We start from the raw sequence: 13,169 nt of genomic DNA on the forward strand, positions 1-13,169 counted from the left end.
TCAGCTGCCGCGCCGTGCGGTGGCTCTGCCGGGGACGGTGCGCTCCCGGCTTATCGGCGTGGGGAGTTGGTCGGTGCGCTGTACGCTAGCGCAGTTGAGAGATGTATCTCAGTGAACCTAGAGAAGTACCTCATCTTTTACCTCGTGTGAGGTACAAGAACGTTGGGACCGCGGCCTGGAAGGAGGCCCCTTGCCACCCACCGGCACGCCTACCCTGCGCCAGCGGCGCTTGGGGGCTGAACTGCGAAAACTACGAGAACGGGCGGGCCTCACGGCCACCGGCGCCGCCGCACGGCTTGGCGTCAACCAGGGGCGTGTCAGCATGATCGAGACGGGGCGCAGCCCCCTCAGCGCCGACCGGGTCCGCTCCCTCGCACGCGCCTACGACTGCGCTGACGCCGCTCTCGTGGATGCCCTGGCTTCGATGGCCCAGCGTCAGACACAGGGTTGGTGGGACAGCTACCGCGACCACCTGCCCGTCGGCCTCATCGACCTGGCGCAGCTGGAACACCACGCGGCAGCGCTTCGCGTGGCCCTGGTGATCCACATCCCCGCGTTGCTCCAGACAACCGATCACGCCCGAGCCCTGTTCAAGGAGGCTGTACCCCCGCTGCGGCAGTACGAGATCGAGCACCGGGTCAGCCACCGGATCAAGCGGCAGGAGATCCTGCACCGTGAGAACCCGCCCCCGTACACGGCGGTGATCCACGAGTGCGCCCTGCACATGGGGTACGGCGGCCCCGCCACGGTGCGGGCTCAGCTTCATCACCTACTGGAGATGAGCCAGTTGGAGCACGTGACCGTGCGGGTGATCCCGTTCGGCAAGGGGTCCTTCCCCGGTACGGGACAGTCCATCGACTATCTGGCGGGGCCGGTCCCACAGCTCGACACCGTCCAGTTGGACACCCACCACGGCTGTGAGTTCCTTGACGCGGAGGCTCAACTGGAGAAATACCGTCTTGTGCTCGACCGTATGGAGGGGAACGCACTCAAGCCCGCAGAGTCCCGTGACCTCATCCACCGCATCGCCCAGACCATCTGAGGTAACCGTGTCAGAACTGCACTGGAAGAAGTCCACCTACAGCCCCGACGCCTCGAACTGCGTAGAAATAGCCACCACCCCCTCCGCCATACACGTCCGCGACTCCAAGCACCCCACCGCCCCGCATCTCACCCTCACCCCCAGCACCTGGACGGCGTTCCTGCCCTACGCCACCCAAGCTCGGAGGCGCGGCGCGCGGCCGTGACCTCTCAGCCCGTCCCCGCGCCGGGTGAGAGCAACGTTCCTTCGCGGTCACCCGGTGCCACAGGGCGGAAACGCGCCCTCCCTACCTTCGGGAACCACCGAGCCCGAAGCGCACCGTGGAGGCGTCATGACAGCCCCGAGCACAGCCCCCGCACCCCCGAGCAGGGGCGGCCGCTGGATCCAGCACTGGGATCCCGAGAACGAGACCTTCTGGAACGAGACCGGGGAGAGGACCGCCAAGCGCAACCTCCTCTTCTCCGTCCTGTCCGAGCACATCGGGTTCTCCGTGTGGACCCTGTGGTCCGTGCTGGTGCTCTTCATGGGCCCGGAGTACGGGCTGACCCCCGCCGACAAGTTCCTGCTCACCTCGATGGTGACGCTGGTCGGGGCCGCCGTCCGGGTCCCCTACACCTTCGCCGTCGCGGTCTTCGGCGGCCGCAACTGGACCGTCGTCTCGGCCAGTCTGCTGCTCGTCCCGACGATCGCCGCCTTCGTCGTCATGGAGCCGGGGACCTCCTTCTCCACCTTCCTGCTGGTCGGCCTGCTGGCCGGCGTCGGCGGCGGCAACTTCGCCTCCTCCATGACCAACATCAACGCCTTCTTCCCGCTCCGGAAGAAGGGCTGGGCGCTCGGGCTCAACGCGGGCGGCGGCAACATCGGTGTGCCGGTCATCCAGCTGGCCGCCCTCGCCATCATCGGCGCCAGCGGCGGGCCGCGCGTGCTGCTCGGGATCTACATCCCGCTGATCGTCGTCGCCGCCGTCCTCGCCGCTCTGTTCATGGACAACATCGAGAACGTCAAGAACGACACCGGGGCCGCCAAGGACGCCGCGAAGGACTGGCACACCTGGATCATGGCCTTCCTCTACATCGGCACCTTCGGGTCGTTCATCGGGTACTCCTTCGCCTTCGGGCAGGTGCTCACCAACCAGTTCGGGCGCACCCCGCTGCAGGCCGCCTACGTCACCTTCATCGGCCCGCTGCTCGGTTCGCTGATCCGGCCGGTGGGCGGCCGGCTCGCCGACCGGTACGGCGGCGCGAGGATCACCCTGTACAACTTCGTCGCCATGGGCGCCGCGACCGCGGTGCTGATCGTCGCCTCGATGGAGAAGTCGCTGGCGCTGTTCACCGCCGCGTTCGTGGTCCTGTTCGTGCTCACCGGCCTCGGCAACGGTTCCACGTACAAGATGATCCCCGGCATCTTCCAGACCAAGGCCCTGGCCAAGGGGCTCGAGGGCGAGGCGGCGGCCGCGTACGGGCGGCGGCTGTCCGGGGCGTCCATGGGGCTCATCGGCGCGGTCGGCGCGCTCGGCGGCGTCGGCATCAACCTCGCCTTTCGCCAGTCCTTCCTCTCCTACGGCTCCGGCACCGGCGCGTTCGTCGCCTTCCTGGCCTGCTACGCCCTCTGCTTCGCGGTGACCTGGGCCGTATACCTTCGCCGCTCCGCCACCGCCGCGTCGTCCACCGCTGCCACCGAGACGAAGCCTCAGCTCAGCTACGCCGAGGTGTGACGTAACACCGGCGACATCAAGCCGAACCGAGCCTGTCACGCGCCGTTGACAGGCTCGTTCGGTATGCAGGACCGGCATGCGGCAACCGCACGATCGCATGCACGACGACTCGAGTTCGGGACGAGAGCCATGTACGACGAACAGCAGCGACCGGACCACGGCCCCCTGGCGGGCTTCACCGTGGGCGTGACGGCCGCGCGCCGCGCCGACGAACTGGGGGCGCTGCTGCGGCGCCGGGGAGCCGCCGTCCTGCACGCGCCCGCCCTGCGCATCGTGCCGCTCGCCGACGACGGCGAACTGCTGGCGGCGACGAAGGACCTGATCGACCGGGCGCCGGACGTCGTGGTGGCCACCACCGCGATCGGTTTCCGCGGCTGGGTGGAGGCCGCCGAGGGCTGGGGCCTGGGCGAGCCGCTCCTGCGGCGGCTGCGGGAGGTCGAACTGCTCGCCCGCGGGCCCAAGGTGAAGGGCGCCATCCGCGCGGCCGGACTGACCGAGGAGTGGTCGCCGTCCAGCGAGTCCATGGCGGAGGTGCTCGACCGGCTGCTGGAGGAAGGGGTCGACGGGCGCCGCGTCGCCGTGCAGCTGCACGGCGAGCCGCTGCCCGGGTTCGTGGAGTCGCTGCGGGCCGCGGGAGCGGAGGTCGTCGGGGTCCCGGTGTACCGGTGGATGCCGCCGGAGGACATCGGGCCGGTGGACCGGCTGCTGGACGCCACCGTCTCCCGCGGCCTCGACGCGCTCACCTTCACCAGCGCCCCGGCGGCGGCCTCGCTGCTGTCGCGGGCCGAGGAGCGCGGGCTGCTGCCGGAGCTGACCGACGCCCTCCGCCACGACGTGCTGCCGGCCTGCGTCGGCCCGGTCACCGCGCTGCCGTTGCAGTCCCGCGGCATCGACACCGTCCAGCCGGAACGGTTCCGGCTCGGCCCGCTGGTGCAGCTGCTGTGCCTGGAACTGCCCGGCCGGGCACGGGCCCTGCCGGTCGCCGGGCACCGGGTGGAGATCCGCGGGCACGCCGTGCTGGTGGACGGCGAGCTGAGGCCGGTGCCGCCGGCCGGGATGGCGCTGCTGCGGGCGCTGGCACGGCGGCCGGGGTGGGTGGTGGCGCGGTCGGAGCTGTTGCGGGCGCTGCCGGGCGCCGGGCGCGACGAGCACGCGGTGGAGACGGCGATGGCCCGGCTGCGGACGGCTCTCGGGGCGCCGAAGCTGATCCAGACGGTGGTGAAACGCGGCTACCGGCTCGCCCTGGACCCGGCCGCGGACGCGAAGTACGCCGACGTGTGACCCTGGCCTGCGGCCTGCGGCCTGCGGCCTGCGGCCTGCGGCCTTCCGGCCTGGCGGCCCAGCCGACCCGTGCGGCCCCGCCGACGTTCTGCGGCTCGGTCGTCCCCGGGGCCTCCGGCTGACGGCGTGTGACCCGGCAGTTCCCGCGTGACCCGGCTCACGGCGCGTGCCTCGCGTCCCTCGCCGGTACGAGGGGTTCCGGCGCTGTGAAGGGAGGGGCACTGTAGGAGGGAGACGGTTTCCCGGCCCCTTCACTGGCGTCCCACCGGCCTTCTCGCGGCCGGGGTGACCCCGAGGCGGTGACAGGCACATGGCACTGGGTACGGCCACGGCCCCGTACGAGCTGCGGTTCGACGCCGGGCGGATCTGCCTCGATCTGCTCGCGACCGCCCATCCCCAGGAACGGTTCGACTCCCTCGACGCGCTGCGCGCCTGGATCGCCGGAGCGGGACTGGTGCCGCCCGGCACGCCGTTGGCACACGCCGACACCGGCTGGCTGACCGTCTTCCGCGAACTGCGGGGCGAGGTCAGCCGGTTGGTGCAGGCGGGCCTGGCGCCCGAGCCCCGCCCGGCGCCCGGCGCCGCGCTCGGCCGGGTCAACGAGATCGCGCGTACGGCGCCCCCGGCCCCGCGCGCCGTACCGGGCCGGGACGGCGTGCTCGTACGGGAGTTGGACGGGCCGCCCGAGTGCGCGCAACTGCTCGGCGCGGTCGCCCGGGACGCCGTGGAGATGCTGACGGACCCCGTCGCGCGGGCCCGGCTGCGGCAGTGCGAGGGCGACAACTGCCGGATCGTCTACCTGGATTCGTCCCGGGGGCGCAGGAGGCGCTGGTGCTCCAGCGAGGTCTGCGGGAACCGCGAGAGGGTGGCCCGGCACCGGCGGCGGGCGGCGCTCACCCGTTCCTGACCTTCCCGGGCGCGGCACCTGACCGGCCGTTATGCGGCTTCTGCGCTGCGGCTGTTGATGTGATGTCTGTTACATCGCGTTTACCTGTGCGGCCGCGGAGTCGGCCTGGCTCCCGCCGGCTCGACCCTGTCGATGTGGCGGAAATGTGAAGGTCGAGCGGCGAGAATGTGCTCTCTTGTCCCTCTCGTCACATCACCCGCCAGAAATCTGTCGCCTCTCTTTGAACAGGCCGCGCAGCCCTTACGTACCCGTGCACGAGCGACCGACTGGGGGAACCCCCGGACACCGGAGGTGGGCGTGCGCAAGGATGCGGCCGTGGCCAATGAACGTGGATCGAGGGCCCGACATCGCATGTCCCAGCCCTCGGAACCTGACGAGGAGCTGATGCGTGCCCTGTACAGGGAGCACGCCGGACCCTTGCTCGCATACGTGCTGCGCCTGGTCGCCGGAGACCGGCAGCGCGCCGAGGACGTGGTCCAGGAAACACTCATCCGTGCCTGGAAGAACGCCGGTCAGCTCAACAGGGCGACCGGATCGGTACGCCCCTGGCTGGTGACGGTCGCACGGCGCATCGTCATCGACGGCCACCGCAGCCGGCAGGCCCGGCCGCAGGAGGTCGATCCGTCGCCGCTGGAGGTCATCCCCGCGGAGGACGAGATCGACAAGGCGCTGTGGCTGATGACGTTGTCCGATGCGCTCGACGACCTGACCCCGGCCCACCGGGAAGTGCTCGTCGAGACGTACTTCAAGGGGCGTACCGTCAATGAGGCGGCCGAGACACTGGGCATACCGAGCGGCACCGTCCGGTCCCGGGTGTTCTACGCCCTGCGTTCGATGAAGCTGGCGCTGGAGGAGCGGGGGGTGACGGCGTGATGAGTGTTTACGGGGGATTCGGAGCGAGCGGTACGGGTATGTCTGGCCCTATGCAGGGATCTCCGGTGCCGAACGAGCATGAGACAGTCGGCGCCTACGCCCTCGGCATCCTCGACGACGCCGAGGCGACCGCCTTCGAGGCGCACCTCGCCGGCTGCGAATGGTGCGCCCAGCAACTCGACGAACTCGCCGGGATGGAGCCGATGCTGGCCGCCCTCGCGGACCTGCCGGGCTCCGGCTCGCCCGCGATCGGTGAGTCGCTGTCCGCCAAGCCAAGCCCACGGCTCGCGGAGAAGCTCGTCGACGAGGTCGTGGTGCGCCGCAAGACCAGGACCCGGCGCAACTTCTTCGCGCTCGCGGCGTCGGTCGCGCTGATCGCCGGAGGCCCGCTCGCGGTGCTCGCGGCCACCGGAGACTCGGACGACACCGGCACCCAGGCCGCGGGCCCCGCCCAGGCGGCGTTCCAGTCCATGGGCGACCGGGTCTCGGCGACCGACCCGAGCACGCACGTCAGCGCGACGGTCGCGGTGGAGAAGAAGGACTGGGGCACCCATGCCGTCCTGCAACTGAAGAACGTCAAGGGACCGCTCAAGTGCTCCCTGATCGCCGTCGGCAAGAACGGCGAGCGCGAGACGGTGACCTCCTGGTCCGTCCCCAACTGGGGCTACGGCATCGAAGGCGCCAAGACGGAGCAGGCCCGCAACCCGCTCTACGTCCACGGCGGCGCGGCCTTCACCCCGAACCAGATCGACCACTTCGAGGTCATGACCTTCGACGGCAAGAAGCTCGTCGCGGTCGACGCGTAGCGCCTCCGGCGGATCGGGCGGCCCGCATGGGGTGCGCCTGTCGGGCGGATCGGGTGGCGGGCACGCGGTGTGCCTGTCGGGCGGATCGGGTGGCGGGCACGCGGTGTGCCTGTCGGGCGGATCGGGCGGCCCGCACGCGTAGGGCCTGTCGGGCGGATCGGGCGGCCCGCACGCGTAGGGCCTGTCGGGCGGATCAGGCGGCGGGCATGCGGCGCCGCCTGCCCGGCGGATCGGGCGGCCCCATGCGGTGCTGCCCGCCCGCCTCCGACCGCGCGCGCCGCGACCGCGGGAGACCAGCGGCGCCTCGCGGCCCGGGCGAGCGTGGGGAGCCGGCGGCCGACGATGCCGCCTCCCCGTAGCTTCCACCGGCACCCTTCGCGTACGGTTGACGGCTGCCCAGCACGTCAGAAGGGGGCCCGGTGGCCGCTCAGGCTCAAGAATCCGCGGTCGGCTCGGTTCACGACTCCGCCCACGACTCGGTGCGTGACCGAGAGATCGACATCGAACAGGAACACCTGGACCGGGTGTACCGGCGCCTCGAGGAGAAGATTCACGAGGCCGAGTTCCTGATGAACGACGCGGCCAAGCGCGGCCAGGTGGGCACCCCCGGCGCGCTCGCCGAGCGGGACGCCCAGGTGTTCCGGGCGGGGATCCACCTCAACCGGCTCAACAGCGAGTTCGAGGACTTCCTCTTCGGACGCATCGACCTGCTGCTCGGCAAGGACGGCAAGAAGGGCCCCGACGGCGCCTACACCGCCGTCGAGCCCGCCGAGGGCGCGGTGCGGCCCGACAACACCGCCGACATCGCCGAGACCCTGCACATCGGCCGCATCGGCGTCCTCGACCAGGACTACTCCCCGCTGGTCATCGACTGGCGGGCCCCGGCCGCGGCCCCCTTCTACCGCTCCACCCCGGTCGAGCCCGGGCGGGTCGTCCGGCGCCGCGTCATCCGCTCCAAGGGCCGCAAGGTGCTCGGCGTCGAGGACGACCTCATGCGCCCCGAGCTGACGGCCTTCCTCGACGGCCGTGAGCTGCCCGTCATCGGGGACGGCGCCCTCATGGCCGCCCTCGGCCGGGCCCGCAGCCACACCATGCGGGACATCGTCGCCTCCATTCAGGCCGAGCAGGACCTGGTAATCCGCGCCCCCGCCGCCTCCGTCACCTACGTCGAGGGCGGCCCCGGCACCGGCAAGACGGCGGTCGCCCTGCACCGCGCCGCCTACCTCCTCTACCAGGACCGGCGCCGCTACGCGGGCGGCATCCTGATCGTCTCCCCGACCCCGCTGCTGGTGGCGTACACCGAGGGCGTGCTGCCCTCCCTCGGCGAGGAGGGCCAGGTCGCCATCCGGGCGGTCGGCTCACTCGTCGACGGCGTCGAGGCCACGCTGTACGACTCCCCGGCCGTGGCCCGCGCCAAGGGCTCGTCGCGCATGCTCAAGGTACTGCGCAAGGCCGCGCGCGGAGCCCTGGAACTGAACGGTTCGCCGGACCGGCTCCGGGTGGTCGCCTTCGGCCGCCGGCTGGAACTGGAGGCCGCGGAGCTCGACCACGTCCGGCGCACCGCCCTCGGCGGCACCGCCCCCGTCAACCTGCTGCGCCCGCGCGCCCGCCGGCTGCTCCTCGACGCGCTGTGGGAGCGGTCCGGCGCCGGCACCCGGCACACCGACCCGGAGCTGGCCGCCGAGCTGCGCTCCTCCTTCGACGAGGACATCACCTCCGAGGACTCCTTCACCGAGTTCCTCGACGCCTGGTGGCCGGAGCTGACGCCGGGCGACGTGCTGGCGGCGATGGCGGACGAGAGGCGGCTCGGCCGCTGGGCCCGACGCGTCCTCAACCCCGGCGAGGTCCGCAGGGTCGCCCGTTCGCTCCGGCGCGAGGGCCACACCGCGCACGACATCGCCCTGCTGGACGAGCTGCACGCGATCCTCGGCGTCCCGGCCCGCCCGAAGCGCCGGCGCGAGCTGGACCCGCTGGACCAGCTGACCGGGCTGGAGGAGCTGATGCCGGTCCGCGAGGAGTCGCAGCGCGAGCGGGCCGAGCGGCTGGCGCAGGAGCGCACCGAGTACGCGCACGTCATCGTCGACGAGGCCCAGGACCTCACGCCGATGCAGTGGCGCATGGTCGGCCGCCGCGGCCGGCACGCCACCTGGACGGTCGTCGGCGACCCGGCGCAGTCGTCCTGGTCGGACGTCGACGAGGCCGCCGAGGCCCGCGACGAGGCCCTCGGCACCCGTCCGCGCCGCCGCTTCACGCTCACCGTGAACTACCGCAACCCCTCCGAGATCGCCGAGCTGGCGGCCAGGGTGCTGGCCCTCGCCATGCCGGGAACACAGGCCCCGTCCGCCGTCCGCTCCACGGGCGTGCGGCCCCGCTTCACCGTGGCGGGCGAGTCGCTGGGCGAGACGGTCCGCGCCGAGGCCGCCCGGCTGCTGGACCTCGTCGACGGCACGGTGGGCGTCGTGGTCGCCATGAACCGGCGCGCGGAGGCGGCGCGCTGGCTCACCGGCCTGGGCGACCGGGTGGTGCCGCTCGGCAGCCTGGAGGCCAAGGGCCTGGAGTACGACGCGACGGTCGTCGTCTCCCCGGCGGAGATCGCCGACGAGTCGCCGGCCGGCCTGCGGGTGCTGTACGTCGCCCTGACCCGGGCGACCCAGCAGCTGACCGTCGTCTCGGGCGAGCGGGACGAGCCGGACGCGTCCGGGATCCCGGATCTGCTGAGGGACTGAGGATCCGCCGACCGGCTGAGAGGTCCGCGACCGGCTGAGAGGTCCGCCGAGGGACTGAGAGAAGGAACTCGCCGTACGGGAATGGCCATCCGGGATCCGTTTGTTAGCCTGGGTGTGGCACCGGCCCGATCCAAGCCCCCGGGCCCAACCTTTGTCGCTGCGAGCGACCACTTGCCGCGAGGCGAGCATGGCGGGTCGGTGTCACAAACCACGGAAGAGGTCCGCGTCCACTCCGGCGCGGACCTCTTCGCGTTCTCCCGTTCTCCCGTTCTCCGGCCGCGGTCAGGGGCACGGTGTGAACAAAACGTCCGCAATCCCGTCCCGCTAACGCCTACTCGGCAGTAGGTGCGACGATCGGACGGCATACAGCGTCACCCGGTGAAAGCAGAGGAAGTCGGTCATGGCAACGGCGCCCAGCGTCTCCTACTCGATGACGGTCCGGCTGGAGGTGCCCGCGAGCGGAACCGCCGTCTCGCAGCTCACCACCGCCGTGGAGTCTTCCGGAGGCTCGGTGACCGGCCTCGACGTGACCGCGTCCGGCCACGAGAAGCTGCGCATCGACGTCACCATCGCGGCCACCTCCACCGCGCACGCCGAGGAGATCGTCGAGGAGCTGCGCGGCATCGAGGGCGTCACGCTCGGCAAGGTCTCGGACCGTACCTTCCTCATGCACCTCGGCGGCAAGATCGAGATGGCGTCGAAGCACCCGATCCGCAACCGCGACGACCTGTCCATGATCTACACGCCCGGTGTGGCCCGCGTCTGCATGGCCATCGCGGAGAACCCCGAGGACGCCCGCCGCCTGACCATCAAGCGCAACTCCGTTGCGGTCGTGACCGACGGCTCGGCCGTGCTGGGCCTGGGCAACATCGGCCCGAAGGCCGCGCTGCCGGTCATGGAGGGCAAGGCCGCCCTCTTCAAGCGGTTCGCCGGCATCGACGCCTGGCCGATCTGCCTCGACACCCAGGACTCCGACGCGATCGTCGAGATCGTGAAGGCCATCGCCCCGGGCTTCGCCGGCATCAACCTCGAGGACATCTCCGCCCCGCGCTGCTTCGAGATCGAGGCCCGGCTGCGCGAGGCGCTCGACATCCCCGTCTTCCACGACGACCAGCACGGCACCGCGATCGTCGTCCTCGCCGCGCTGAAGAACGCGCTCCGCTGCACCGGCAAGGCGATCGAGGCCATCCGGGTCGTGATGTCCGGCGCCGGCGCGGCCGGCACGGCCATCCTGAAGCTGCTGCTCGCCGCGGGCGTGAAGAACGCCGTCGTCGCCGACATCCACGGCGTCGTGCACGCCGGCCGCGAGGACCTGGTCCGGGCCGCCGCCGACTCGCCGCTGCGCTGGATCGCCGACAACACCAACCCCGAGGGACTGACCGGCACCCTGAAGGAAGCGGTGCGCGGCGCCGACGTGTTCATCGGCGTCTCCGCCCCGAACGTCCTCGACGGCAGCGACGTGGCCGCGATGGCCGACGACGCGATCGTGTTCGCGCTCGCGAACCCGGACCCCGAGATCGACCCGGCGGTCGCCCGGCAGACCGCGGCCGTCGTGGCCACCGGACGCTCCGACTTCCCCAACCAGATCAACAACGTGCTGGTCTTCCCGGGCGTCTTCCGCGGCCTGCTGGACGCCCAGTCCCGCACGGTCAACACGGAGATGATGCTGGCGGCCGCGACCGCGCTGGCGGAGGTGGTGACCGAGGACGAGCTGAACCCCAACTACATCATTCCGAGCGTCTTCAACGACAAGGTCGCGGGTGCCGTGGCCGGCGCGGTGCGGGAGGCGGCGAAGGCGGCGACCACCGTGTCGTAGGCGTGCCGTACGGTGCCGGAGCTGTGAGCATCGCCACCCCGGACGTGCCCCGGCGCGTCGTGGAACCGGGGCCCGACGGCCGCACTCTAGGGTTGCGGGCACGCGCGAGCCTTTCCGTGTGACTCCCCAGGGTGGTTGCACGACTCCTACGGGTGCCCGGATTGGCTTTCCCGCCGCAGGTAGGGGCAGGATGCGTCCCTGGGCGCGAGCGCATCGGCTTTCACAGCGCCTGACATGCGGCTCCGCCGCGTGGCACGCCTCAACGGCAAGAAGAACACGGGAGTAACAACATGAACCGCAGTGAGCTGGTGGCCGCGCTGGCCGACCGTGCCGAGGTGACCCGCAAGGACGCCGACGCCGTTCTGGCCGCGTTCGCCGAGACCGTCGGCGAGATCGTCGCCAAGGGCGACGAGAAGGTCACCATCCCCGGCTTCCTGACCTTCGAGCGCACCCACCGTGCCGCTCGCACCGCGCGCAACCCGCAGACCGGCGACCCGATCCAGATCCCGGCCGGTTACAGCGTGAAGGTCTCCGCGGGCTCCAAGCTCAAGGAAGCCGCCAAGGGCAAGTAAGCACTCCGCCTGGTGGCGCCGGTCCACCGCAGCGGCGTTCGGCTTCGCCGCCATGGGTGAGCGCGGGTACGGCACTGTCCGGTCGCGCCCTCGCGGCGGAGCCGTAGGCTCCACAGGGCCCCGCACCGGGCCTCTCGGCCGAAGGCGTCGGAAAGGGCCGCCCCGCCTTCACGGGCGTCCAGGAGTCGTCGCAGGACGTGGTCGTGTCGATCAGGCCGCGAGCAGTTCATGCAGGCGCTCGGCCGGGGTTCCCCGGCCGAGCGTTCTGCGTCGGCGGCCGTTCGGCGTGGCCGCTACGCGCCGGCACCGTCGGAGGAAGCCGACGCCGGCACGCCGGCACCGTCGGAAGCGGATTCCACTTCCTTCACCCACTCGGGCTTGACCGGAACGGGGTGATGATCGGTGTCCAGCCTGATCTCGGCGCCCAGCTCGATCGTCCAGCATTCCAGCTCCCGCAGCCACAGGGCATGCAGATGCGCGCGCGCCGCCTCGGCGTCCATGAACACGTAGGCCACGCGCTCGAGGGGACTGTCCGGCCCCAGCGCCTGGGTCCGGCGCGCCACACAGGCATCCAGCATTTCGCCGGGTGATACATCCCGTCCGTGGACGATGATGCGCAGGCATCGGTCCTCGGGGTCGTAGACACCCTGGAGGTCATGGGTGATGACGTGTCTGTCGGACATGAAGCCGCTGACCGGAGTGATGCCCTCCAGCAGCGGATGCCCGGCGCGGGCCTGCTCGAGCGCCGTGGCCGGATCCGCCTTCGCGTCGTGGAACTGAACGAGGGTGACGTCTCCCGGTCCGCGCAGAACCCGCCAGGGGCCGAAATCCAGCCACCGGCGGGAGACCAGCCGGTCATGCCCGGCCCCACGGAATCCGCAGAGCCAGCCATTCCCGTAATGGAGCCCGTCGAAGCCGCGGGGCCGATAGGGATCCTCGCCGCGCGCCCACTCCCGATGAATGCCCTCGAAGGAGGCGAGTTCGAACGGCGTGGCACCCGAGGTGAGCGCCGCGAGTATGACCTCCGTATCCGCCGGGTGCGGCCAATTGAGTCTGACCAGGCGGCGGTCCCAATTGAGGTCGAGAAAGATGTCGTCATCGCCCGGCCATTCCGCGAACGAGTCGTCCTCGCAGCCCAGCATCTGTCCCGGCCAGTCCGGATCCACCGCCACCGGCTGGTCGTTCTGATACATGCGGCTCGGCGCAGTTTCAGGTGTCAGTCGCCCGCAGATCGATCGAAGAATGGCCGCGGGGTCCGGTCCGGACAATCCGATGCGCAATGCTCTGCCTTCTCCTTCTCAGTGCTTCCGGCCGGCCTTCCGGGCGGAAGAATTCCGGACCGCCGGGCATCACCGTGGGACGCGAAGACCTGCGTGCGGTGGAGTCCCAGGGACTCCACCGCACGCAGGTCTTCGCCGTGATCAATCCCCGC

The 13,169-nt window shown here is 71.3% G+C and carries 11 protein-coding genes; 10 read left to right on the forward strand and 1 reads right to left on the reverse strand.

The genetic code is table 11. The annotated features are described in order from the left end of the window. Positions 1-190: 190 nt before the first annotated feature. From AB0G63_RS21600 to AB0G63_RS21645, 10 genes are all read left to right on the forward strand, one after another. Positions 191-1,042: a helix-turn-helix transcriptional regulator gene (locus AB0G63_RS21600; protein WP_360752550.1), complete on the forward strand. Its 852-nt coding sequence runs from the start codon at positions 191-193 to the stop codon at positions 1,040-1,042. A gap of 7 nt (positions 1,043-1,049) precedes the next feature. Next, positions 1,050-1,247, forward strand: coding sequence for a DUF397 domain-containing protein (locus AB0G63_RS21605; RefSeq protein ID WP_360752553.1), 198 nt, complete (start codon positions 1,050-1,052; stop codon positions 1,245-1,247). Positions 1,248-1,373: 126 nt separating this feature from the next. Further along, complete coding sequence (locus AB0G63_RS21610) at positions 1,374-2,756, forward strand: nitrate/nitrite transporter (RefSeq protein WP_360752556.1); 1,383 nt, start codon at positions 1,374-1,376, stop codon at positions 2,754-2,756. A 129-nt stretch (positions 2,757-2,885) separates the two neighbouring features. Continuing rightward, complete coding sequence (locus AB0G63_RS21615; RefSeq protein ID WP_360752558.1) at positions 2,886-4,037, forward strand: uroporphyrinogen-III synthase; 1,152 nt, start codon at positions 2,886-2,888, stop codon at positions 4,035-4,037. Between the two features lie 310 nt (positions 4,038-4,347). Beyond that, positions 4,348-4,944, forward strand: coding sequence for an ABATE domain-containing protein (locus AB0G63_RS21620; protein ID WP_360752561.1), 597 nt, complete (start codon positions 4,348-4,350; stop codon positions 4,942-4,944). A 351-nt stretch (positions 4,945-5,295) separates the two neighbouring features. Further along, entirely contained in the window at positions 5,296-5,817 is a 522-nt protein-coding gene (locus tag AB0G63_RS21625) for a sigma-70 family RNA polymerase sigma factor (protein ID WP_010039908.1), read from the forward strand. Positions 5,818-5,855: 38 nt separating this feature from the next. Next, positions 5,856-6,623, forward strand: coding sequence for a zf-HC2 domain-containing protein (locus AB0G63_RS21630; protein WP_360752564.1), 768 nt, complete (start codon positions 5,856-5,858; stop codon positions 6,621-6,623). A 419-nt stretch (positions 6,624-7,042) separates the two neighbouring features. Continuing rightward, complete coding sequence (locus tag AB0G63_RS21635; protein WP_360752566.1) at positions 7,043-9,349, forward strand: UvrD-helicase domain-containing protein; 2,307 nt, start codon at positions 7,043-7,045, stop codon at positions 9,347-9,349. Between the two features lie 400 nt (positions 9,350-9,749). Beyond that, the gene (locus AB0G63_RS21640) at positions 9,750-11,165 is read left to right on the forward strand and encodes an NAD-dependent malic enzyme (protein WP_360752570.1); all 1,416 of its coding nucleotides are present in this window, start codon (positions 9,750-9,752) and stop codon (positions 11,163-11,165) included. Between the two features lie 290 nt (positions 11,166-11,455). Next, positions 11,456-11,737, forward strand: coding sequence for an HU family DNA-binding protein (locus AB0G63_RS21645; protein WP_007382399.1), 282 nt, complete (start codon positions 11,456-11,458; stop codon positions 11,735-11,737). 293 nt (positions 11,738-12,030) lie between these two features. Here the strand turns inward: AB0G63_RS21645 and AB0G63_RS21650 are convergent, their stop codons facing one another. After that, complete coding sequence (locus tag AB0G63_RS21650; RefSeq protein ID WP_360752573.1) at positions 12,031-13,017, reverse strand: hypothetical protein; 987 nt, start codon at positions 13,015-13,017, stop codon at positions 12,031-12,033. Positions 13,018-13,169: the final 152 nt, after the last annotated feature.

Source organism: Streptomyces sp. NPDC020996 (assembly GCF_040641355.1).
Classification (GTDB): domain Bacteria; phylum Actinomycetota; class Actinomycetes; order Streptomycetales; family Streptomycetaceae; genus Streptomyces.

What these genes read in the sequence shown, in the direction of transcription:
- AB0G63_RS21630 (WP_360752564.1), top strand. Translation starts at nt 5,856, where the DNA reads ATGTCTGGCCCTATGCAGGGATCTCCGGTGCCGAACGAGCATGAGACA.
- AB0G63_RS21615 (WP_360752558.1), top strand. Translation starts at nt 2,886, where the DNA reads ATGTACGACGAACAGCAGCGACCGGACCACGGCCCCCTGGCGGGCTTC.
- AB0G63_RS21625 (WP_010039908.1), top strand. Translation starts at nt 5,296, where the DNA reads ATGTCCCAGCCCTCGGAACCTGACGAGGAGCTGATGCGTGCCCTGTAC.
- AB0G63_RS21645 (WP_007382399.1), top strand. Translation starts at nt 11,456, where the DNA reads ATGAACCGCAGTGAGCTGGTGGCCGCGCTGGCCGACCGTGCCGAGGTG.
- AB0G63_RS21610 (WP_360752556.1), top strand. Translation starts at nt 1,374, where the DNA reads ATGACAGCCCCGAGCACAGCCCCCGCACCCCCGAGCAGGGGCGGCCGC.
- AB0G63_RS21620 (WP_360752561.1), top strand. Translation starts at nt 4,348, where the DNA reads ATGGCACTGGGTACGGCCACGGCCCCGTACGAGCTGCGGTTCGACGCC.
- AB0G63_RS21640 (WP_360752570.1), top strand. Translation starts at nt 9,750, where the DNA reads ATGGCAACGGCGCCCAGCGTCTCCTACTCGATGACGGTCCGGCTGGAG.